At 73.0% G+C, this 22,177-nt stretch carries 19 protein-coding genes and 1 pseudogene; 11 read left to right on the top strand and 9 right to left on the bottom strand.

Annotated features, from left to right (window positions below):
- Window positions 1-52 precede the first annotated feature (52 nt).
- From AB0399_RS19120 to AB0399_RS19110, 3 genes are all read right to left on the bottom strand, one after another.
- Window positions 53-2,116, bottom strand: a complete 2,064-nt coding sequence (locus tag AB0399_RS19120; RefSeq protein ID WP_366412105.1) for a translation factor GTPase family protein — start codon at window positions 2,114-2,116, stop codon at window positions 53-55.
- Window positions 2,117-2,319: 203 nt separating this feature from the next.
- Window positions 2,320-3,300: a patatin-like phospholipase family protein gene (locus tag AB0399_RS19115; protein WP_366412104.1), complete on the bottom strand. Its 981-nt coding sequence runs from the start codon at window positions 3,298-3,300 to the stop codon at window positions 2,320-2,322.
- Window positions 3,301-3,435: 135 nt separating this feature from the next.
- Window positions 3,436-3,729, bottom strand: coding sequence for a hypothetical protein (locus AB0399_RS19110; RefSeq protein WP_329372012.1), 294 nt, complete (start codon window positions 3,727-3,729; stop codon window positions 3,436-3,438).
- Window positions 3,730-3,852: 123 nt separating this feature from the next.
- Here AB0399_RS19110 and AB0399_RS19105 point away from each other — a divergent pair, with 123 nt between their 5' ends.
- Entirely contained in the window at window positions 3,853-4,521 is a 669-nt protein-coding gene (locus AB0399_RS19105; protein WP_366412103.1) for a helix-turn-helix domain-containing protein, read from the top strand.
- 27 nt (window positions 4,522-4,548) lie between these two features.
- On the opposite strand, the gene AB0399_RS19100 is transcribed toward AB0399_RS19105, so the two are convergent.
- Window positions 4,549-5,055, bottom strand: coding sequence for a hypothetical protein (locus AB0399_RS19100; RefSeq protein ID WP_366412102.1), 507 nt, complete (start codon window positions 5,053-5,055; stop codon window positions 4,549-4,551).
- A 226-nt stretch (window positions 5,056-5,281) separates the two neighbouring features.
- On the opposite strand from AB0399_RS19100, the gene AB0399_RS19095 reads away from it, so the two are divergent.
- The 7 genes from AB0399_RS19095 (at window position 5,282) to AB0399_RS19065 (ending at window position 14,540) form a co-directional block, all read left to right on the top strand.
- Window positions 5,282-6,028 (top strand): FCD domain-containing protein, encoded by a 747-nt coding sequence (locus AB0399_RS19095; RefSeq protein WP_329372005.1) that lies wholly within the window; start codon window positions 5,282-5,284, stop codon window positions 6,026-6,028.
- A gap of 388 nt (window positions 6,029-6,416) precedes the next feature.
- Complete coding sequence (locus AB0399_RS19090; RefSeq protein WP_366412124.1) at window positions 6,417-7,859, top strand: amino acid permease; 1,443 nt, start codon at window positions 6,417-6,419, stop codon at window positions 7,857-7,859.
- On the top strand, window positions 7,856-9,214 hold the full coding sequence (locus tag AB0399_RS19085) for a glutamine synthetase family protein (RefSeq protein WP_366412101.1): 1,359 nt from the start codon (window positions 7,856-7,858) through the stop codon (window positions 9,212-9,214). The genes AB0399_RS19090 and AB0399_RS19085 overlap by 4 nt, the downstream gene beginning before the upstream one ends.
- Window positions 9,211-9,939 carry a gamma-glutamyl-gamma-aminobutyrate hydrolase family protein gene (locus AB0399_RS19080; RefSeq protein ID WP_366412100.1) on the top strand — a complete coding sequence of 243 codons (729 nt, stop codon included), beginning with the start codon at window positions 9,211-9,213 and terminating at the stop codon, window positions 9,937-9,939. Before AB0399_RS19085 ends, AB0399_RS19080 begins: the two co-directional genes overlap by 4 nt.
- Window positions 9,940-10,081: 142 nt before the next feature.
- Window positions 10,082-11,512, top strand: coding sequence for an aldehyde dehydrogenase family protein (locus AB0399_RS19075; RefSeq protein ID WP_366412099.1), 1,431 nt, complete (start codon window positions 10,082-10,084; stop codon window positions 11,510-11,512).
- Window positions 11,513-11,516: 4 nt separating this feature from the next.
- The gene (locus AB0399_RS19070; protein ID WP_329371995.1) at window positions 11,517-12,290 is read left to right on the top strand and encodes a 3-oxoacyl-ACP reductase; all 774 of its coding nucleotides are present in this window, start codon (window positions 11,517-11,519) and stop codon (window positions 12,288-12,290) included.
- A 180-nt stretch (window positions 12,291-12,470) separates the two neighbouring features.
- Window positions 12,471-14,540: a phosphocholine-specific phospholipase C gene (locus AB0399_RS19065; protein ID WP_366412098.1), complete on the top strand. Its 2,070-nt coding sequence runs from the start codon at window positions 12,471-12,473 to the stop codon at window positions 14,538-14,540.
- A 49-nt stretch (window positions 14,541-14,589) separates the two neighbouring features.
- Here AB0399_RS19065 and AB0399_RS19060 read toward each other — a convergent pair whose 3' ends face one another.
- The 3 genes from AB0399_RS19060 to AB0399_RS19050 are packed head-to-tail and all read right to left on the bottom strand — an operon-like array spanning window position 14,590 to window position 18,003.
- On the bottom strand, window positions 14,590-15,342 hold the full coding sequence (locus AB0399_RS19060; RefSeq protein WP_328461081.1) for a succinate dehydrogenase/fumarate reductase iron-sulfur subunit: 753 nt from the start codon (window positions 15,340-15,342) through the stop codon (window positions 14,590-14,592).
- Window positions 15,339-17,288: a fumarate reductase/succinate dehydrogenase flavoprotein subunit gene (locus AB0399_RS19055; protein ID WP_329371989.1), complete on the bottom strand. Its 1,950-nt coding sequence runs from the start codon at window positions 17,286-17,288 to the stop codon at window positions 15,339-15,341. The genes AB0399_RS19060 and AB0399_RS19055 overlap by 4 nt, the downstream gene beginning before the upstream one ends.
- Before the next feature lie 10 nt (window positions 17,289-17,298).
- The gene (locus AB0399_RS19050; RefSeq protein WP_366412097.1) at window positions 17,299-18,003 is read right to left on the bottom strand and encodes a succinate dehydrogenase cytochrome b subunit; all 705 of its coding nucleotides are present in this window, start codon (window positions 18,001-18,003) and stop codon (window positions 17,299-17,301) included.
- Window positions 18,004-18,096: 93 nt separating this feature from the next.
- Between AB0399_RS19050 and AB0399_RS19045 the strand changes: the two genes are divergently transcribed.
- Window positions 18,097-18,984: a LysR substrate-binding domain-containing protein gene (locus AB0399_RS19045; RefSeq protein ID WP_329371986.1), complete on the top strand. Its 888-nt coding sequence runs from the start codon at window positions 18,097-18,099 to the stop codon at window positions 18,982-18,984.
- Window positions 18,985-19,625: 641 nt separating this feature from the next.
- Window positions 19,626-19,958, top strand: coding sequence for a hypothetical protein (locus AB0399_RS19040; RefSeq protein ID WP_366412129.1), 333 nt, complete (start codon window positions 19,626-19,628; stop codon window positions 19,956-19,958).
- A 41-nt stretch (window positions 19,959-19,999) separates the two neighbouring features.
- Here AB0399_RS19040 and AB0399_RS19035 read toward each other — a convergent pair.
- A pseudogene (locus tag AB0399_RS19035) lies at window positions 20,000-20,652 on the bottom strand (site-specific integrase); the annotation flags it as partial.
- Between the two features lie 239 nt (window positions 20,653-20,891).
- Complete coding sequence (locus AB0399_RS19030; protein ID WP_366412096.1) at window positions 20,892-21,281, bottom strand: cupin domain-containing protein; 390 nt, start codon at window positions 21,279-21,281, stop codon at window positions 20,892-20,894.
- A 72-nt stretch (window positions 21,282-21,353) separates the two neighbouring features.
- Between AB0399_RS19030 and AB0399_RS19025 the strand changes: the two genes are divergently transcribed.
- The gene (locus tag AB0399_RS19025; RefSeq protein ID WP_366412095.1) at window positions 21,354-22,172 is read left to right on the top strand and encodes an AraC family transcriptional regulator; all 819 of its coding nucleotides are present in this window, start codon (window positions 21,354-21,356) and stop codon (window positions 22,170-22,172) included.
- Window positions 22,173-22,177: the final 5 nt, after the last annotated feature.

Here is a 22,177-nt window from a genome sequence, read left to right as displayed (position 1 = left end):
CCAGAACTCCAGACGGATGGACCGGGCTTCTTCCTTCGACAACCCCGGGCGGTCAGCCGCCATTCCCGCCGAACCCGGACAGCCGGCGCTGCACCTGGAGCAGGTACTCCTTGCGGTTCAGCGGGTTGTGGTCGGTGCGCGGCCGCTCGGGCACCCGGCCGGTGACCGGCTGGTAGTGGTGGAAGGCGCTCTCCAGGACCCCTTCGCCGCGGGTCAGGGTCGGCAGTTGCTGCTCCAGGTCGTGCACCCGGGCGGCGGGGATGTCGCCCTCCAGTTCGTATCCGCCGTCACGCGCCGTGGGGGTGCGGGGCGCGGCCCCGAGCCGGGCGAGCGCGGGCAGCATCGTGCCGAGCGCGTCGGCGGGCAGGTCGAGGCGGAAGCGGTGCATCGGCTCGTGCACGGTGGTGCCCGCCTGCCGCAGCGCCGCCAGCAGCACCAGCGGGGTCACGCCGCGGAAGTCCGCGCCGGTGCTGGACATGCTCTTGTCGAACGTGGCATGGGCGTGGCTCTGCCGCGGGCTGTAGCCGGAGTGCGTCATGGTGACCACGCAGTCGGTGACCCGCCAGCCGTACAGCCCCTGCTCCAGCGTCCGGCGCACCGTCTCCTCGACCGCGGCGAAGAACGCGTACGGCATCGCGCCCAGTTCCACGCCGAGCCGGAACCGCACCCCGCTGCCGACCGGGGCGGGCTCGACCCGCAGGCCGACCGTGGCCAGGAACGGGTTGCCGTCCTTCCCGTTGTACTCGACGGCCTCGCCGGTGCCGACCGGGCGCTCGATGTGCAGGGTGGTGGTCTGCCGGAAGTCGACGGCGAGCCCGAACTCGTCGGCCAACGTGGCCTGGATGACCTCCTTCTGCACCTCGCCGTAGAGCGACACCGCGATCTCCCGGCGCTGTTCGTCCCGGCGCAGGTCGATCAGCGGGTCCTGCTCGGCGAGTTGGGCCAGCGCGGCGTGCAGCGCGCCGCGCTCGGCGGGGCACCGGGCGCTGACGACGGTCTCCAGCGACGGTGGCGAGAAGTGCCGCTGCCGCTCATGGCCGGCGGGCGCCGCGCCGACGGTGTCGCCGATCCGTACCTCGCCCAGGCCCCAGATCCGGGCGATCCGGCCGGCCGGGACGCTGTCGCGCCGGGTGTCGGTGCCCGCGTCGAAGACGCTGATCGCGGTGACCTTGCCCGCGCCGGCCTCACCGGCCTCGCCGACTTCGCCGCCCGCGCGGTGCACCGGCAGCCGGTCGCGGGTGCGTACGGTGCCGGCCGTCACCTGGACGTAGGCGATCCGTTCGCCGGCCGCGCCGCGCTCCATCTTGAAGACGCTGCCGGCCACCGGTGCGGCCGGGTCGGGGCGCCGGGCGGGCAGCAGTTCGGCGATGCCGGCGATCAGCGCGTCGGTGCCGGCGCCGGTGACCGCGGAGCCGGCGTACACCGGGTGCACCTCGGCGGCGGCGGTCTGCTCGGCGAGCGCGGCGCGCAGCCGGGCGTGGTCGACGGCCGTCTCGTCGCGGACGTACGCCGCGAGCAGCCGGTCGTCGCGGCGGGAGAGCAGGTCGGCCAGCCGGGCGTCGAAGCCGGGGTCGGCGGCGGTGTACGGCAGCGCGGCGGCCTGCCGCGTGCCCTGGTCGCGGGCGCCGGCCATCGGGACGATGTCGGGGGTGAGGCGGTGCGCGACGGCGTCGAGGGTCCGGTCGAGGTCGGCGCCGCGCCGGTCGAGCTTGTTGACGAAGATCAGCGTGGGGATGCGCAGCCGGCGCAGGGTGCGCATCAGGATGCGGGTCTGCGGCTGGACACCCTCGACCGCGGAGACCACCAGCACCGCCCCGTCGAGCACGCCGAGCACCCGCTCCACCTCGGCGATGAAGTCGGGGTGGCCGGGGGTGTCGATCAGGTTGACGTCGGTGCCGCCGAGCGCGCCGGGCAGCGTGAACGACACCACGGCCGACTTGATGGTGATGCCGCGCTGCTTCTCCAGGGCGAGGGAGTCGGTGGTGGTGCTGCCCTGGTCGACGCTGCCGATCTCGTCGATGACACCGGCGGCGTACAGCAGCCGTTCGGTCAGGCTGGTCTTACCGGCATCGATGTGCGCCAAGATGCCGAGGTTGAGCGAGGGGAGCGATTGCACGAAGCGTCATGTCCTCGAGGTCGGGGGTGTGTCCTGACTGAGCCGGCATGACGGAACCGCGCATGATCATCGCTCCTGGGGTCGGTGTGCTGTTTCGGTTACCGGCCGATCACAGCAGAGCCGCCGGACGGCGGCAACGTGTTTTCCGGGTGCCGCGGACCCCGTCCGCGGCACGGCTCATCGGCCCGTACCGCTCCCGCCGCTCACACCCCCGCGCCGCTCGCACCCCCCGCGCTGCCCGCACCGCCCAGCAGCACGGCGGCGACGTCACCCGCTCGGGCGATTCCCTGCGCCCGGCCCGCCTCCGCCGCGGCCGGACGGCGCGCGGGGTCGAGGGGGTTGTGGCCGAACGCCCGGCGGGCGGCGGCGTCGGGGATGAGCAGCAGCGTGCGCACTCCGGTCCGGGCCAGGGCGGCGGTCTCCGCGGCGGCACCGGGGTGCGGGCCGGGCACGTCGGGGATGGGGGCGAGCACCACGGCCCGGGCCTGGCCCATGGCGAGGGCCGGGTTGGCGCCGGAGCGCACCCCGCCGTCGATCCAGTGCCGGCCGCGCGCGGCGATCGGCGGCCAGATCCCGGGCACCGCGCCGGACGCGGCGACCGCGCGGCGCAGTTCGACCCCGCTCGCCCGGTCGAAGTACCCCGTCTCGCCGCTGTCCGCGTCGACCGAGGCGATCCGCAGCGGGCGTTGCGGCCACGCGGCGGCCGGGAGCAGCCGGCCGATCTCGGCGAGCACCTCCTCCTCACCGGTCCGTACGGCACCGCGCCCGAACCGGCCGAGCCGGCGCGCGGAGCCCGCGGAGGAGCGGCTGCCCAGCGCGGCCCACAGATAGCGGGCGGTCAGCGCGAGGCCGATGCGCAGGTCGGGAGAGTACGCCGTCCCGTCGGTCTCCTGCGCGAACAGGTCGTCCGGCCGCTCCCCCGCGGTGATCCGCGCGCCGAGCACGGCGCCGGCGGACGTGCCGACGACCAGGTCCGCCGCCGTCAGGTCGCACCCGGCGTCGGCCAGGCCCTTCAGGACACCGATCTCCCAGGCCATCGCGGTGAACCCGCCCCCGCCGAGCACCAGCGCGGTGCCGTGCCCGCCGTCGGGTGCGTCGGGTGCGTCGGGTGCGGCAGCACCTTCGGGCGCGTCGGCTGTGTCGGGCGCGGCCGGCGAGTCGGGCGCGTCAGGACCTTCGGACATGGAGAACCCCGTTCCTGTGTCGAGCGGCAGCGCTTCGGACCTTTAAACGGGGAGCACTCCCCGTTTTCCGAGCGACGGTAGCAGCCGCGCCAGCGGTGGCAACGCCCGCCCCGCCAGGCCCACTTCGGGCGCGGGTCAGCCCAGCAGGACCGGCAGCGAGGCCAGCCCCCTGAGCAGGGCGCCGGTGCGCCAGGCCACAGCGGCCGGGTCCACGTCGAGGGCGAGGCGCGGGTGTTGCTCGAAGAGGACGCGCGGTGCGATCGCCGCCTCCGCGCGGGACGGCGGCGCACCCGGGCAGTGGTGGACGCCGTGCCCGCAACCGAGGTGGACGGGAGGGGCGCGGGGCCGGGCGGTTCGACCGCGGGCGGCGCAGCGTACGGGCAGGTCGCGGGCTCCTCCGAACGGACCGCGCCCCGGCCGCGCCGACATCGGGCCGCCCTCCGCATCGGGCCGCCACAGCACACGGCCGCCACGGCACAGGGCCGCCACGGCGCCGGACCCTCGCCGCGGCCGGCCCCCGCCCGCCCGGATCGCCTCGGGTACGGTGCCGGTATGGACCGCACCCGCCCGCACGGATCGCCGCAGGCCGAAGCGGCGCCGCGGCGGCGGGATGCCGCGCGCAACCGGGAACTGCTGCTGGCGGCCGCGCACGCGGTCTACGCCGAGCACGGCGTGGAGGCGCCGATCGACGTGATCGCACGGCGGGCCGGGGTCGGCAACGCCACCCTCTACCGGCACTTCCCCGACCGGGGCGCGCTGGTGGAGGAGGTCTTCCGCGAGGCGCTGGGGCGCATCCGGGAGCAGGGCGAGCGGGCCAGGACCGCCGAGGACGCCTGGGCCGGGCTGTGCGGCTACCTCGACGCGGTCTTCGCCATGCTGGCCGCCGATCGCGGCGCCAACGACCTGATGACGACCGGGCTTTCCGGTGTGCCGTCGCTCGACGCGCTGCACGCGCACAACCGCGAGACGCTGGCGGCGCTGCTGGGCCGGGCCCGGGCCGACGGCACCGTCCGCCCGGACGCCACCACGGAGGACCTGCTGCTGGGCCTGCTGGCGCTGGGCCGCGTCGTCCCCGCGCTGGCCTCCGTCGAGCCCGGTGCCTGGCGCCGCCCGCTCGCCCTGCTCCTGGACGGTCTGCGGTCGCGGACCGAAGCAGACCTGCCAGGGCCGCACTTGACGGAGCGTCAATTCGCTGCCGTGCTGGCCGACTTCCGCACCTGACCGGCGGACGCGGCCGGTCCGCCCGGGTCAACCGGACGGCGCGCCGGCCCTCGGCGGGCAGTCGTGCCGGGCGCCGGTCAGCCCCATGACGTTCAGCACCGGCTCCCCGTCGTCGGGGATCTCGAAGGTGAAGGTCGCGCCGCTGGGCGTGGCGGTGAGCGCGCACTGGCTGCCGAAGGTGAGGCCGGCGCACGGCTCCCAGGGGCAGCCGGCCCGGTCGAGGGCGTCCACCACGTCCCGGTGGGTGAGGTGAGCCGGGAACGCCTGCGACCTTCCGGGGACGGCGGAGGGCAGTTCGATCACGTCGCGCCAGGTCTGGACGCAGATCGGCGACCCGACTCTTCGGCAGCGGCAGACGGTCAGTTCGAGGTCGCCGTACGCGTACAGGCGCGGCCACTTCCCCGGCTCGCCCCTCGCGCCGGCGTCCCACGGCTCGCCGAAGGCCGCGGTCACCTCGTCCCAGCCGGCGCCGACTTGCACCGGTCCCCACCGGCCCGTCGTCGCCATGCCGGCCAGGATGTCGGGTATCGCCACGCGGAGATCATGGCATCCGGCCCGGCCGCACTCCCCCGCTTTTCCGGCCCGGCGCCACCAGCCGCCGTCAATGGCCCGTAATAGATCCATTACGGTCGCGGTACCCGCGGACCCGGGGCCGGGGCGGCGGCGGGCAGCTTCGGGGTGCGGCGGGCGCCGGTCCGGCCGACGGCGGGCGGTTCCGGGGTGCGGCACGTGGGCGGCGGATGGGCGGAGAATGGGACGCATGAGCGAGATGCCCGAGCCGGCCGGTGCCGGCACGCTGAGCGGTGCCGCGTTCTTCCGGCCCGTACGGGCCGGCAACGCGTTCGAGGAGACCGTCGAGCGGCTGCTCCAGGTGATCAAGCTGGGAGTGGTCGCGCACGGCGAACGGCTGCCGCCGCAAAGGGAGTTGGCGGAGCGCTTCAACGTCAGCCGGGTGACCCTGCGCGAGGCGCTGGGCTCGCTGGAGCAGGCCGGTTACGTGGAGTCGCGGCGCGGCCGTACCGGCGGGACCTTCGTCCTGCACCGGGCCGGCGGCCAGGACGGCCCGGGGCCGGGGCGGATGGCCGAGCGCGCGCCGGACGAGCTGGAGGACACCCTCGCCTACCGCCAGGCGCTGGAGATCGGCGCGGCCGAACTCGCCGCCAGCCGCACGCTGCGCCCCGAGGAGCGCCGCCACCTGGACAACCGGCTGCGGGACACGCACAGTTGCGACCCGGTCGACTACCGGCAGATGGACTCGCGCTTCCACCTGGCGATCGCCGAGCTGAGCGGTTCACGCTCGCTGGCCGCGAGCATCGCCGACACCCGGATGCGGCTCAACGACCTGCTCAACGCGATCCCGCTGCTGGAGCGGAACATCGAGCACTCCCAGGCCCAGCACGCCCGGATCGTGGCGGCGATACTCGGCGGCGACCCGGCCACGGCCCGCCGGGCAGCCGAGGAGCACCTGGCCGCCACCGCGTCGCTGCTGCGCGGCTTCCTCGGCTGAAAGGCGTTCCGGCCGTTCAACACCCGGCGCGGACAAGGCTCTTGACGGCGTACCTGGCGGAGTGAGACGGTCTCCCACCTAATGGACCAGCTTCATTCCATTGACCAGCTCGGGAGATGCCCCGGCCGCACCCGCGGTGCTCCGACCACGCCAACCTCCCCAGAAGGTGCCCATGTCTGTCCCCCGCCCACCAGACGACACCGAACCCTCCCCCACACCCTCTGACGCCGCCGTCCCCGCGCCCTCCGACACTCCCTCTGACGCCGCCGTCCCCGCGCCCTCCGACACTCCCTCTGACGCCGCCGTCCCCGCGCCCCGCGGCGCGGCCCCCTCCTCCGACGAGCAGCGGCTGCGCGAACTCGGCTACGTCCAGGAGCTGGCCCGCTCCATGTCGGGCTTCTCCAACTTCGCCGTCTCCTTCTCCATCGTCTCGATCCTCTCCGGCTGCCTGACCCTCTACGGCTTCGGCATGAACACCGGCGGCCCCGCGCTCATCACCTGGGGCTGGCCGGTCGTCGGGCTGATGACCCTGTGCGTGGGCCTGTCCATGGCCGAGATCTGCTCCAGCTACCCGACCGCCGGCGGCCTGTACTACTGGGCGGCGAAGCTGGCCCCCTCCCGGGCACCGGCGTGGAGCTGGTTCACCGGCTGGTTCAACTTCCTCGGCCAGGTCGCGGTCACCGCGGGCATCGACTACGGCGCCGCCACCTTCCTCAACGCCCTGCTGGACCTCCAGTTCGGCCTGTCGGCCACGCCCGCCCACACCGTGGAGATCTTCGCGGTGATCCTCGTGGCGCACGGCCTGCTCAACACCCTGGGCGTGCGGCTGGTCGCGCTCTTCAACGACGTCAGCGTCTGGTGGCACCTGCTCGGCGTGCTGATCATCGTCGGCGTGCTGGTGTTCGTGCCCGACCACCACTCCTCCGCGTCCTTCGTCTTCGGCAAGTTCGTCAACGACACCGGCTTCCACAGCCCGTTCTACGTCGCGATGCTCGGCCTGCTGCTGGCGCAGTACACCCTCACCGGCTACGACGCCTCCGCGCACATGACCGAGGAGACCCACGACGCCGCCCGCTCCGGCCCGCGCGGCATCGTCAACGCGATCGTGGTCTCGCTGGTGGCCGGCTGGGTCCTGCTGCTCGGCCTCACCTTCGCCATCCAGAACTACGACGGCGAGCGGACCAGCGGCAGCGGGGTGCCGCCGGCCCAGATCTTCATCGACGCCATCGGGCACACCGGCGCCAAACTCCTGCTGCTGATCGTGATCGGCGCCCAGTTCTTCTGCGGGATGGCCTCGGTCACCGCCAACTCCCGGATGATCTACGCGTTCTCGCGGGACGGCGCGCTGCCCGGGTCGCGGCTGTGGCACCGGATCAACCCGCGCACCCAGACCCCGACCAGCGCCGTGTGGCTGGCCGCGGGCGGCGCGTTCCTGCTCGGCCTGCCGGCGCTGTGGAACTCCACCGCCTACGCCGCGGTCACCTCGGTCTCGGTGATCGGCCTCTACATCGCCTACGTCATCCCGGTGTACCTGCGGCTGCGGCAGGGCGACACGTTCGTGCGCGGGCCGTGGCATCTGGGGCGCTGGAGCCGTCCGATCGGTACCGTGGCGGTGGGCTGGACGGCACTGATCACCGTGCTGTTCATGCTTCCCACCGTCAGCCCGATCACCGCCCTCAGCTTCAACTACACCCCGGTCGCGGTGGCCGTCGTGCTGGGCTTCGCGGGGGTGTGGTGGCTGGTCTCGGCCCGGCGCTGGTTCACCGGCCCCCGGGTGCAGAGCAGCCTCCAGGAGTCCGACCTCGTCGCGAGCGATGTGGAGAAAAGTTGAGCAGCGTCCGCCTCACCTTCGACGATCTGCGCGAGCGCGTCGCGGCCGGCGCCGTCGACACCGTCGTGCTGGCGATGACCGACATGCAGGGCCGCCTCCAGGGCAAGCGCGTCGCCGCCGACTTCTTCCTGTCCGACGTGGTGCCGAACGCGGCGGACGGCTGCGGCTACCTGCTGGCCGTCGACGTCGACATGAACACCGTCGACGGCTACGCCCTCTCCTCCTGGGAGGGCGGCTACGGCGACCTCGTGCTCGCGCCGGACCTCGACACCCTGCGGATGGTGCCCTGGCACCCGGCGACCGCCATGGTCCAGTGCGACGTCACCCACCACGACGGCACCGCGGTCGGCGTCTCGCCCCGGCAGGTGCTGCGCCGCCAGCTCGACCGCCTCGCCGAGCACGGCTGGCACGCCTACGCGGGCACGGAACTGGAGTTCATCGCCTTCCGCGACACCTACGAGCAGGCGTGGGAGAGCGACTACCACCGGCTGACCCCGGTCAACCAGTACAACGTCGACTACTCCATCCTCGGCACCTCCCGGATCGAGCCGCTGCTGCGCCGTATCCGCAACGGGATGGCCGGCGCGGGCCTGACCGTGGAGTCGGCGAAGGGCGAGTGCAACCCCGGGCAGCACGAGATCGCCTTCAAGTACGGCCCGGCGCTGGCCACTTGCGACGACCACGCGGTGTACAAGACCGGCGCGAAGGAGATCGCCGCGCAGGACGGCGTGAGCCTCACCTTCATGGCCAAGTACGACGAGCGGGAGGGCAACTCCTGCCACATCCACCTGAGCCTGCGCGACGACGAGGGCCGCCCGGTGCTGGCGGGCGAGCGCCCGCACGGCTTCTCCACGGTGATGGAGCACTTCCTGGCCGGTCAGCTCGCCTGCCTGGCCGACTTCGCCCTGCTGCTCGCGCCGAACGTCAACTCCTACAAACGCTACGTCGAGGGCAGTTTCGCGCCCACCGCGATCGCCTGGGGCCGCGACAACCGCACCTGCGCGCTGCGGGTGGTCGGCCACGGGCCGTCGCTGCGGTTCGAGAACCGGGTGCCGGGCGGGGACGTCAACCCGTATCTGGCGGTGGCCGCGCTCGTCGCGGCCGGGCTGTACGGCGTCGAGCACGAGCTGCCGCTGGAACCGGAGTTCACCGGCAACGCGTACGCCTCCGCGGCCCCGCGGGTCCCGGCCACCCTGCGCGACGCGGTCGACGCCTTCGAGCGCAGCGACCGCGCCGTGTCGGCCTTCGGCCCGGACGTCGTCGACCACTACGTACACGCCGGCCGTACCGAACTGGCCGCCTTCGACCGGGCGGTGACCGACTGGGAGCGGCGCCGCGGATTCGAGCGGCTGTGACCCGCCGCCCCCGCCGCCCGCTGATCGGCATCACCGGCTACCTGGACGACGCCGCCTGGGGCGTCTGGCGGCAGCCCGCCGCCCTCGTCCCGCACACCTACGTCGAGTCCGTCACCCGCGCGGGCGGCACCGCGGTCGTGCTGCCGCCGCAGGCCGACGGCGCCGGCGACGTGCTCGACCGGCTCGACGGGCTGCTGCTCGCGGGCGGGCCCGACGTGGACCCGGCGCGGTACGGCGCGGCGCCGCATCCGCGCACGGGCGCACCGCACGAGGCCCGCGACGCCTGGGAGTTCGGCCTGCTGGCCGGCGCGCTCGACCGGGACCTGCCGGTGCTCGCGGTGTGCCGCGGGATGCAGGTGCTCAACGTCGCGCTCGGCGGCGCGCTGGTCCAGCACCTGCCGGACCGGGTCGGCGACAGCGCGCACCAGCCGGCCCCGGCGACGTTCGGACGGCGGACGGTACGCACCCGGCCGGGCAGCTTCCTGCACGGCGTCCTCGGCGCCACTTCCGAGGTGTCCTGCTACCACCACCAGGCGGTCGGCGCCCTCGGTGCGGGGCTGCTGCCCGCGGCCTGGAGCGAGGACGAGACCGTGGAGGCGCTCGAACGGCCCGGCGGCGGGTTCGCCGTCGGCGTCCAGTGGCACCCGGAGGCGGACGCGGCCGACCCGCGCCTGTTCACCGCGTTCGTGGCGGCGGTCCGGGGAGCCCGGGGAAGCGCGCCATGACGCCGGCCGCACGGGCGTACGGCCCGGCCGGTCGTCCCGCCGGCTCCGGGCGCCGGCCCCGGACCCGCACGGCTCGCCGCACCCGGAGCCGCACCCGCACCGCTCACCGTATCGACCGCTCCCAGGACAGGGTGGACAGCTGATGCCCCGACCAGACACCGCCGCGGCGGACACCACCGCACCGGACACCACCGCACCGGACGTGGCCGCCGAGCCGTGGCCGGTGGTGAACCCGGCCACCGAGGAGATCCTCAGCACCGTGCCGATGGCCGACCTGGCCGGGACGGACGCGGTGATCGCCCGCAGCCGCGCCGCGTTCGCGACCTGGCGCCGGGTGGCACCGGCCGACCGGGCCCGGCTGCTGCGGGCGTTCGCCGCCGCCGTGGACGCCGACCGCGCGCACCTGGCGGAGCTGGAGGTCGCCAACTCCGGCCACACGCTGGGCAACGCGCAGTGGGAGGCGGCCAACGTCCGCGACGTCATCGAGTACTACGCCGCCGCGCCCGAACGGCACTCCGGTCGCCAGATCCCGGTGGCCGGCGGCCTGGACGTCACCTTCCACGAGCCGCTCGGCGTGGTCGGCGTCATCGTGCCGTGGAACTTCCCGATGCCGATCGCCGGGTGGGCGCTGGCCCCCGCGCTGGCGGCCGGCAACACCGTGGTGCTCAAGCCGGCCGAGCTGACCCCGCTGACCGCCCTGCGGCTGGGCAGGTTGGCGCTGGAGGCGGGCCTGCCGCCGGGCGTGCTGGAGGTGCTGCCCGGCCGGGGCGACGTCGTGGGGCGGCGCTTCGTCACCCACCCGGACGTCCGCAAGGTCGTCTTCACCGGCTCCACCCGGGTCGGCAAGGAGATCATGGCGGGCTGCGCGGCCCAGGTGAAGCCGGTGACGCTGGAGTTGGGCGGGAAGAGCGCCAACATCGTCTTCGCGGACGCGGACCTGGCGAAGGCCGCCGCGACCGCGCCGTCCGCCGTCTTCGACAACGCCGGGCAGGACTGCTGCGCGCGTTCGCGGATTCTCGTCCAGCGCTCGGTGTTCGACGACTTCATGGCACGGCTGGAGCCCGCGGTGCGGGCGGTGCGGGTCGGTGACCCGGCCGATCCGGCCACCGAGATGGGGCCGTTGATCTCGGCCGCCCGGCGCGCCGCGGTCGCCGCCTACGTGCCCGAGGACGCCCCGGTCGCCTTCCGCGGCAGCGCCCCGGACGGCCCGGGCTTCTGGTTCCCGCCGACCGTGCTGGCCCCGGTGCGGCCCGACGACCGCGCGTTCACCGAGGAGATCTTCGGGCCGGTGGTGACCGTGGTCCCGTTCACCGACGAGGAGGACGCCGTACGCATCGCCAACGACACGTCCTACGGCCTGTCGGGTTCGATCTGGACCCGCGACGTGGGGCGGGCGATCCGGGTGGCGCGCGCCGTCGACGCGGGCAACCTGTCGGTCAACTCGCACTCCTCGGTGCGCTATTCGACCCCGTTCGGCGGGTTCAAGCAGTCCGGCCTCGGCCGCGAGCTGGGCCCGGACGCACTCGACGCCTTCACCGAGACCAAGAACGTCTTCATCGCCACGGAGGAATGAACCCATGACGCTCGCACCACGCCTGGACGGCCGCGTCGCCGTGATCACCGGAGCCGGCAGCGGCATCGGGCTGGCCAGCGCCCGCCGGATGGCCGCCGAGGGGGCCAAGGTGGTCTGCGTCGACGTGGACGCGGACACCGGCGCCGCCGCCGCGCAGGAGGTCGGCGGCCTGTTCGTCCGGGCCGACGTCACCGACGAGGACGCGGTACGCGGGATGTACGAGACGGCGGTCGCCACGTACGGGCGGCTCGACATCGCGTTCAACAACGCGGGGATCTCGCCGCCGGAGGACGACTCCATCCTCACCACCGGCCTGGAAGCCTGGCGCCGGGTGCAGGAGGTGAACCTGACCAGCGTCTACCTGTGCTGCAAGTACGCCATCCCGCACATGCAGCGGCAGGGCAAGGGCTCGGTCATCAACACGGCGTCGTTCGTGGCGGTGATGGGCGCGGCGACCTCGCAGATCTCGTACTCCGCGTCCAAGGGCGCCGTGCTGTCGATGAGCCGGGAGCTGGGGGTGCAGTTCGCCCGCGAGGGCATCCGGGTCAACGCGCTGTGCCCCGGGCCGGTCAACACCCCGCTGCTGCGGGAGCTGTTCGCCAAGGACCCGGAGCGGGCCGCCCGCCGCCTGGTGCACATCCCGCTCGGCCGGTTCGCCGAACCGGAGGAAGTGGCGGCCTCGGTGGCGTTCCTGGCGAGCGACGACTCGTCGTTCATCACGGCGTCCACCTTCCTGGTCGACGGCGGGATCTCGGGGGCCTATGTGACACCGCAGTAGCGGCCGGGGCACGCGGGTCCGGCGCCGGCGGCCAGGCGCCGGCGGCCCGACGCACGCCATCGGGCGCACGCGGTCGGGCGCCCGCGGTCCGACATCGTGTTCGACGCACCCTGTTCGGCGCCGTCCCACGTGATGCACCCTGTCCCAGGCACCCCACATCCCAACGGAACGGCGGATCACATGAATGACGTCAGTCGCAGGAAGTTCATGGCCCTGTCGGCGGCAGCGGCCGCGGCGGCGACCGTCGGCGGCGCGGCGGACGCCACCGCCGCGGCCGCCCCCGGCGACGCGCCGGCCGCGGCACCGGCGGCCACCGGAACGCTGACCGACGCCAAGCACATCGTGATCCTCATGCAGGAGAACCGCTCCTTCGACCACTACTTCGGCACGCTGAAGGGCGTCCGCGGCTTCGCCGACCGCAGCGCGATCCAGGTCGCGGGCGGCTACAGCGTCTTCAACCAGCCCAACGGCGCCGGCCGGCAGTACCCGTGGCAGTTCAGCGCCACCGAGCCGGCCGGCGGCGCCGACCCCGAGCGGCTGGCGCAGTGCAGCGGCGACCTCGCGCACGGCTGGGCGGACCAGCACGCGGCGTGGAACGGCGGCCGGATGGACGGCTGGGTCGCCGCCAAGGGCAACGTCCGCACCCTCGGCTACCTCAACCGCGACGACATCCCCTTCCACTACGCGCTCGCCGACAACTACACCGTCTGCGACGCCTACTTCAGCTCCACGCTCAGCGCCACCGGCCCCAACCGCACCTTCCACTGGAGCGGCCAGATCGACCCGGACGGCCGGAGCGGCGGCCCCGCCTACGACGGCGGCTCGGAGTCGGGACTGCGCTGGCAGACCTACGCCGAGGCGCTCCAGGACGCCGGGGTGAGCTGGAAGGTCTACCAGAACGCGGCGGACAACTTCACCGACAACGCCCTCGCCTACTTCACGCAGTTCACCTCCGCGGCCGCCGGCACCCCGCTGCACGACCGGGGCATGGGCTCGGTGCCCAAGGTGACCGGGAAGACCCCGGACGACATCGCCGCCGCGATCAAGGCCGACGTCCTGGCGGGCACCCTCCCCCAGGTCTCCTGGGTGGTGGCCGACGAGGGCTCCTCCGAGCACCCGTACGCGACACCGGCCGACGGCGCGCACTTCGTGCACATGGTCATCGACGCGCTGGGCGCCGACCCGGCCGTCTACAACTCCTCGATCCTCTTCCTCAACTACGACGAGAACGACGGCTTCTTCGACCACGTGCCGCCGCCGGTCCCGGTGGACGGCACCGCCGGCGAGTTCTGGACCGGCACCCCCGTCGGGCTCGGCGTCCGGGTGCCGATGATCGCGATATCCCCCTGGAGCAGGGGCGGTTGGGTCGACTCCGAGGTCTTCGACCACACCTCGGTGCTGCGCTTCCTGGAGACCTGGACCGCGGCCCTGGGCACCCCCGCCACATGCCCGAACATCAGCGCCTGGCGCCGCGCGGTCTGCGGTGACCTCACCTCGGCGTTCGACTTCGCCCACCCGGTGCCCGGGCTGCCCTCGCTGCCCGACACCTCGGCCGTGATCGGCGAGTCCACCTGCGCGCCGCTGCCCAACCCGGCGCCGGTGACCAACGCGCTGCCCGCGCAGGAGTCCGGCACCCGACCGGCCCGCGCGCTGCCGTACCAGCCGGGCGCCAACCTCGACCACATCGAGTTCGACGCCGGCGGCGTGACCCAGGTCTGGCTGGCGATGGACAACACCGACGCCCGCTCGACCCGCACGGTGCACTTCGCCGCCTACGCCAACGCCCACCGCGGTGGCGGCCCCTGGCAGTACACCGTCGCCGCGGGCAGCGCCACCAGCGACTTCTTCAACTGCGGCCCCGGCTACGGCGACGGGAAGTACGACCTCAGCGTGGTCGGCCCCAACCGCTTCCTGCGCCGCTTCCAGGGCGACACCACCGCGCCGGGCAAGGACGTCGCAGTCACGTCCTCCTACGCCGTCACCAGCAGCACCGGCAAGCTCGCGCTCTGGTTCGACCTCGCCAACAACGGCTCCGCACCGGTCACGTTCACCATCACCAGCGGCAACTACCGCACCGACGGCCCCTGGACGTACCAGGTCCCGGCCGGCGGGCATGTGGCCGACTACTTCAACGCGGTGGCCTACTTCAACGGCTGGTACGACATGACGGTGACGGTCAGCAGCGACCCGAGCTGGTCGCAGCGGTTCAGCGGCCACCTGGAGACCGGGCTGCCGAGCGTCAGCGGCTGACCGCCGGGGTCAGCCGCCGGCAGCCGGGGTCAGCCACTGGCGGCAGGGGTCAACGGCTGCGCGCCGCACGGCGGTTGGCGCGCAGCCACTCCTTGTTCATCGAGGTGATCGACAGCAGCGGGATGCCCTTGGGGCAGGCGGTGGCGCACTCGCCGGTGAGCGTGCAGCCGCCGAAGCCCTCGGCGTCCATCTGCCCGACCATGTCCAGCACGCGGCTCTCGCGCTCCGGTCCGCCCTGCGGGAGCGCGGCGAGGTGGTTGACCTTCGCGGAGGTGAAGAGCATCGCGGAGCCGTTGGGGCAGGCCGCGACGCAGGCGCCGCAGCCGATGCACTCGGCGTGCTCGAAGGCCCGGTCGGCGTCGGGCTTGGGCACGGGCGTGGCGTGCGCCTCGGGCGCGGCGCCGGTGGGCACCGAGACGTAGCCGCCGGCGGAGATGATCCGGTCGAAGGCGGAGCGGTCCACCACGAGGTCGCGGACGACCGGGAAGGCGGCCGCGCGCCAGGGTTCGACGTCGATGGTGTCGCCGTCGCGGAAGGACCGCATGTGCAGCTGGCAGCTGGTGGTGCGCTCGGGGCCGTGCGCGTCGCCGTTGATGACGACGCCGCACGCGCCGCAGATGCCCTCGCGGCAGTCGTGGTCGAAGGCGACCGGGTCCTCGCCGTCGAGGGTGAGGCGTTCGTTGAGGGTGTCGAGGACTTCGAGGAAGGACATGTCGGGCGAGACGCCGTCGACCTCGTAGGCGGTCATGGCACCGGGGGCGTCGGCGTTCTTCTGCCGCCAGATGCGCAGGGTGAGCCTCATGCGTAGCTCCGCTGGGTGGGGTGGACTTCGGTGAAGACGAGCTCTTCGCGGTGCAGCAGGGGCGGCGCTCCGGTGCCGGTGTACTCCCAGCCGGCGGCGTAGCTGAACTCGTCGTCGCGGCGGGCGGCCTCGCCGTCGGGGGTCTGCGACTCCTCGCGGAAGTGGCCGCCGCAGGACTCGGCGCGGTGCAGGGCGTCCAGGCACATGAGTTCGGCGAGTTCGAGGTAGTCCACCACGCGGTTGGCGCGCTCCAGGGACTGGTTGAACTCCGCCTCGGTGCCGGGCACCTTGATCCGACGCCAGAACTCCTCGCGGATCTGCGGGATGCGCTCCAGGGCCTTGCGCAGGCCCTGCTCGGTGCGGGACATCCCGCAGAACTCCCACATCAGCTCGCCGAGTTCGCGGTGGAAGGAGTCGGCGGTGCGGTCGCCGTCGACGCTCACCAGCCGGTGCAGCCGCTCCTTGGTGCCGGCCATCGCCTCGACCACGGCGGGGTGTTCGGCGTCGACCGGGTCGGCGGCCGGGTGCCGGGCGAGGTAGTCGTTGAGGGTGGCGGGCAGCACGAAGTAGCCGTCGGCCAGGCCCTGCATGAGCGCGGACGCGCCGAGCCGGTTCGCGCCGTGGTCGGAGAAGTTGGCCTCGCCGATCGCGAACAGCCCGGGCACGGTGGTCTGAAGGTCGTAGTCCACCCACAGCCCGCCCATCGTGTAGTGCACGGCCGGGTAGATCCGCATCGGCACCTCGTACGGGTTCTCCGCGGTGATCCGCTCGTACATCTCGAAGAGGTTGCCGTACTTCTCCTCCACGGCGCGCCGGCCCAGCCGGGCGATGGCGTCGGCGAAGTCGAGGTAGACGCCCTGGCCGCCGGGGCCGACGCCGCGGCCCTCGTCGCAGACGTTCTTCGCGGCGCGGGAGGCGATGTCGCGCGGCACGAGGTTGCCGAACGAGGGGTAGATCCGCTCCAGGTAGTAGTCGCGTTCGGCCTCGGGGATCGCGGCGGGCGGGCGGGTGTCGCCCTGGGCCTTCGGCACCCAGATCCGGCCGTCGTTGCGCAGCGACTCGCTCATCAGCGTCAGCTTCGACTGGTGGTCGCCGGTGCGCGGGATGCAGGTGGGGTGGATCTGGGTGAAGCACGGGTTGGCGAAGTACGCGCCGCGGCGGTGGGCCCGCCAGATCGCGGTGGCGTTGGAGTTCATCGCGTTGGTCGACAGGTAGAAGACGTTGCCGTAGCCGCCGGAGGCGAGCACGACGGCGTCGGCGAGGTGGGTGCTGACCTCGCCGGTGACCAGGTCGCGGGCGACGATGCCGCGGGCCCGCCCGTCCACGACGACCAGGTCCAGCATCTCGGTGCGCGGATGGATCTCCACGTTGCCGGCCGCGATCTGCCGGGACAGCGCCTGGTAGGCGCCGAGCAGGAGTTGCTGGCCGGTCTGGCCGCGGGCGTAGAAGGTGCGGGAGACCTGGACGCCGCCGAAGGAGCGGGTGTCGAGCAGGCCGCCGTACTCGCGGGCGAACGGCACGCCCTGCGCGACGCACTGGTCGATGATCTCCACCGAGATCTGCGCCAGCCGCCGCACGTTGGACTCGCGGGCGCGGAAGTCGCCGCCCTTGACGGTGTCGTAGAAGAGCCGGTGGATGGAGTCGCCGTCGTTGCGGTAGTTCTTCGCGGCGTTGATGCCGCCCTGCGCGGCGATGGAGTGGGCCCGGCGCGGGGAGTCCTGGTAGCAGAACTGCACGACGTGGTAGCCCTGTTCGGCGAGGGTGGCGCCCGCGGAGCCGCCGGCCAGCCCGGTGCCGACCACGATCACGGTGTGCTTGCGGCGGTTGGCGGGGTTGACCAGCTTCGCGGTGAAGCGGCGGGTGTCCCAGCGGTCCTCGATCGGCCCGTCGGGGGCCTTGCTGTCGGCGATGGGCGCGCCGGTGCCGTAGCGGGTGTAGTCGGTCAACTCGGCTCCCTCAGTGGACGGTTCCGGTCATGACGCCGACCGGTACGGCGATGAAGCCGGCCGTCAGCAGGACCGCGAGGCCGGTGGCGGTGGCCTTCAGCGCACGGTCACGGCGGCGGTTGCCCGCGCCGAGCGTCTGCGCGGCGCTCCAGAAGCCGTGCTGGATGTGCAGGCCGAGCGCGAGCATCGCCACGATGTAGATGACGTCGCCGTACCAGGTGTGGAAGGTCGCCTCGACGTTCTGGTACGGGTGCCCGGGTTGGGCGTTGCGGTTGACGGTGAGCGTGGTCAGGTCCAGCAGGTGCCAGACGATGAACAGCGCGAGGATCACTCCGCCCCAGCGCATGGTGCGGGTGGCGTAGCTGGAGCGGGCCTTGCGGTGGGCGTAGCCGACCGGACGGGCCCGCAGGTCGCGGCGGCTGAGCTGGAAGGCGGTCACGCCGTGCGCGACGACCGCGACGACGAGGACGACCCGGATGATCCACAGCGCCCACTCGTAGTGCAGCGCGGGCTCGCCGAGGGTGCGCAGCCAGTGCGCGTACCCGTTGTAGTCGTCGGCGCCGAAGAAGATCTTGAGGTTGCCGAGCATGTGGGCGACCAGGTAGAGCAGCATGACCAGCCCGCTCACCGCCATGACCGCTTTCTTGCCGACGGTGGAGTCCCAGGCCGTTTTCAGCGTGGGCGGCCGCCGGTATGTCCGCGTTGCCAATGCCATGGACACGACGGTAGGGCGCCGACCGATGAGTGGTCCAAGACATGATCCGGCTCGTTTCCATAGCGAACGCCTATGAAGGCGTACGCTGAGGGCATGCAGTTCCAGCAGCTCGCGTACTTCGTGGCGGTCGCGGAGACGCGGCACTTCACCCGCGCCGCGGAGGCCGTGCACGTCTCGCAGCCGTCGTTGTCCCAGCAGATCAGGGCGCTGGAGAAGGAGCTGGGGGCGCCGCTGTTCAGCCGGGCGCGCGGCAACATCGCGCTCACCGACGCCGGGGAGGCGCTGCTGCCGCTGGCGGTGCGCATCCTCGCCGACGCGGACACCGCGCGGCACGAGGTGCTGGAGCTGGCGCAGTTGCGCAGCGGCCGGGTGCGGCTGGGCGCCACGCCCAGCCTGTGCACGGGGCTGCTGCCGGTCGTGCTGCGCGCCTTCCACGACCGGCACCCCGGAATCCGGCTGCTGCTGGAGGAGGGCGGCTCCCACGACCTGGTCCGCGAGCTGGCCCGCGGGGCGCTCGACCTCGCGCTGGTGGTGCTGCCGCTGCCCAGCCCCTCCCCCGCGCTCACCACGGTCGAGCTGTTCCAGGAGGACCTGGTCGCCGTCTCCGCGGTCGGCGCGGACCCGCCGCCCACGCCGCTGCGGATCGAGGATCTGCGCGGGCAGCCGATGGTGATGTTCCGGCACGGGTACGACTTGCGGGACCTGACGCTCGGCGCGTGCCGCGCCGCCGGTTTCGAGCCGACCTTCACGGTCGAGGGCGGCGAGATGGACGCGGTGCTGGGGTTCGTACGGGCCGGGCTCGGGATCGGGGTGGTGCCCTCCATGGTGGCCGCCCGGGCCGGCGACGGCCTGCGCGTCACGCCGCTGGCCCGCCCCGGCCTACGGCGCACCGTCGCGCTCGCGCACCGCAGCGATGTGGCTCCGCCGCGGGCCGCGCGGGTGCTCCAGCAGGTCATCCTCTCGGAGGCGCCTCCCCGGTGACCCGACCCCCCGGGGTGGTCCGTCCTGGGTCGGGTCACCGCGAACGCCTCGATCGCCTTTCTCGGCGTGTCCGCGGTACTCGGCGCTGTAGATCGCCCGCATCGCCTTCGTCGCACCGGGCTGGGCGGACTTGGGGAGGCAGTTGTTTGACGTTGCGGGCCTGCGCACCCAGCACCTCTGCGGCTGAGCACGGGCGGGTCCCCCCGACCCGCGCTGCAACGCGGGCCTGCTCGGAGACGTCGGCGATGGAGCCGGGCCACTGGTTGTAGGGGGCGGCGCTGTTGATGACGAGGTTGGAGCCGATGCTGAGGTGGCCCGCCGGGGCGTAGACGGGAGTGGGGTTGCTGGGCGCGGTGTCGGAGGCGACTCCGTTGACGTACAGGGTCTGGATTCCGGCAGGGCGGTGAAGTGTCGGGTGAGCGTGGCTGCCCCTTCGATGGGGGCTCCGTTGGGCCGGGTGAAGACGTAGCCGGTGTCCCGCCAGCCGGTGCCTGCCGCTTCGCGTTCCTGGCGCTGCTGGTCGCGGTGCTGTTCGAGGGAGTGCAGGCATGGCGTGGGCAGCGCGATGGGCGGGATTATTGGGCCAGATGGAAAAGTTGTTTCCTTCTGGTATTCGGATGCGCACTAGGAGTGAGGAATAGGTGATGCTGGGCTTTACGGACTCCTATACCCTGTGGCGCCACCTTCCGTTCCCTTCGGGCGGGCCAGGTGAGGGCCTGGCCCTGACGCGCAGCGATTTGGCCGAGGCCGACGAGTACGTGACTACGGTAATCCGCTATGTAGAGCGCGGGATCTTCAAGCCGGCGCCAGTTGCCGTCCTTGAAATGCTGCAAGCGCTCATGCACCGAATCGATCGGCTCGGTAGCGTGGCAACGGGTGGCGAGCAGGCGGCCGCTCGGTCCCAGCACGCATACGCGGCGCTATTGCACCTCGTTTATCGGCAGTTCCTTGAGGAGGGCCGCCCGCGTGAGTAGCGAAGGCACCCTCCTCGGTTCCGGCTGATATGGGACGCAAGCGCGTCCTCGGCGGTGAGGGGTTCGAAGCGGCGAGGTCGGGGGGTGCCCATGCGGACGTTCCTGGCGACGTTGCGGGGGATCTCTTCCTCGCGGACGGCGTGCTCCAGGGCGGACTTGAGCACCGAGTGCACGTAGGCCAGGGTCAGCGGGGAGAGCCGCTTGGAGCAGCACTTCCCGGCAGCGCAGCACTGGGGCTGGTCGCGGGCGGCGTCGAAGCCGCGTGTGCAGCACTGGCAGGTGGTGCGGAGTTGGTCGAGCTAGGTGCGGACGTCCTTGGCGGTGAGCTTGGCGAGCTTCTTCTTGCCCAGGCCGGGGAGGACGTACAGCCGGACGACGGCGGTGTAGCGGGTGTGGGTGTTCTCGCGGAGCTGGTGGACGGCGGCAGCGTCGAGCCAGTACGTCAGGTACGCGGCCAGGCTGCCCTGCGCGGAGGGCGCGGGGAGGCCGCGGTTGCTGGCGGCGCTCTTCTCGGTGAGCTTGGCCAGGGCGTCTTTGCGGGTGGTGCCGTAGCGCGGACACGCTTGCGGGTGTCGCCGACGGCCAGCACGTAGCCGGCGGCTTCCCAGCCGTCCTTGCGCTGATGGACGGTGCCGTTGGCGCGGGCCCTGCGAGAACTGGTGCTGGGGGTGGGTTTGGTGTCGGGGGCAGTCATCAGGCTGCCTGTTCGAGTTGGTGTGGACGAGGGTGTACAGGGCGTGGGTGGGGATGCGGCGGGCGCGGCCGATGGTGATGGAGGCGAGCTGTGGGTGCGGATGAGGTCGTAGACGGTGGAACGGCTGATCTTCAGGCGTGCCGTGACCTCGGGGACGGTCAGGAGCTCGGCGTCGGCGGCCCTTGAAACCCACCGGCGGGGGTCCCTCGACCGGGAGCCGGGGCAGGGCGGGGGGAGGGTCAGAGCCGGAGGGGGAGCTTCGTGCGGGGGCCGGGGGCGCTGCCCGTGTTGGAGGTGCCCGCGGGTTCGAGGAGGAGGACGGCGGTCTCCTCGTCGGCGCGGGGACAGTGCTCCGCGCCCTTGGGCACGACGAACAGCTCGCCGGGCCCGAGGACCACGTCGCCGTCGCGCAACTGGATGGTCAGACGGCCGCTGACCACGAGAAACAGCTCATCGGTGTCGTCGTGGCGATGCCAGACGAACTCGCCGTGCAGCTTCGCGAGCTTCACCTCGTAGTCGTTGACGTCGGCGACGGTCCGCTGCGCCCACAGCTCGTCGAACGTAGCGAGCTTGGCCGCGAGGTTCACGGCTGCGGGCCCGGACGTGGCAGGGTTGGTGGGGTCGGTCATGGGCTGAGGGTGGCCGAACCGGCCGGTGGGGGTCTTGTACGTTCCTGACCCGTGTGGCGGAGAGGGGGTGCCGTGGACGGCCCCGAGATCCATCAGGTGGACGCGTGGCGCCCGGGTGTGCCGGGCATCACGGAGGTGCTGCACGCGCACTTCACGGACCACGCCTACCCCGTGCACACCCACACCACGTGGGACCTGATGCTGCTGGACGACGGCGTCGTCGACTTCGCGCTGGACCGCACTCGCCACGGCGCGACGGACGCCAGCCGGGTCGTGCTCCTTCCGCCCGGCGTCCCGCACGACGGCCGGACGGTCAACCCGGCGGGCTTCCGCAAGCGCGTGCTGTACCTGAGCACGGATGTGCTGCCCGCCCGGCTGGCCGGAAAAGCCGTGGCCGGCCCGATCCTCGGCGACCCGGCGCTGCGCGCCAGGGTGCACCGGCTGCACGGGACCCTGCGCGACCAGGACGACGCGCTCGAAGCGCAGTCACGGCTCGCCTTCGTCCGGGAGCGGCTGCTGGTCCACCTCGACGCCCACCGGGTACGGCCCCCGGGCCGCGAGGGGGACCGGCTCGCCGCACGGCTGCGGGAACTCCTCGACGCCCGGATCGCCGACGGCCTCACCCTCGACGAGGCCACCACGCTCCTGCACGCCCACCCCACCCACCTGATCCGCAGCTTCTCCCGCACCTACGGCCTGCCGCCGCACACGTACCTCACCGGGCTGCGGATCGACCGCGCCCGGCGGCTGCTCCTCGCCGGCGAGCGGCCGGTCGCGGTCGCCTCGGCCGTCGGCTTCTACGACCAGGCCCACCTCAACCGCCACTTCAAGCGCCACCTCGGCGTCACCCCGGTCGCCTACGCCCGCCGCAACGGCCGATCGCTGCACTAGAAACC

This window comes from Streptomyces sp. NPDC088194 (genome assembly GCF_040702025.1).
Lineage (GTDB): Bacteria > Actinomycetota > Actinomycetes > Streptomycetales > Streptomycetaceae > Actinacidiphila.
Note: the sequence above shows the minus strand (reverse complement) of the source record. Positions and strands in the feature narration are given on the sequence as shown.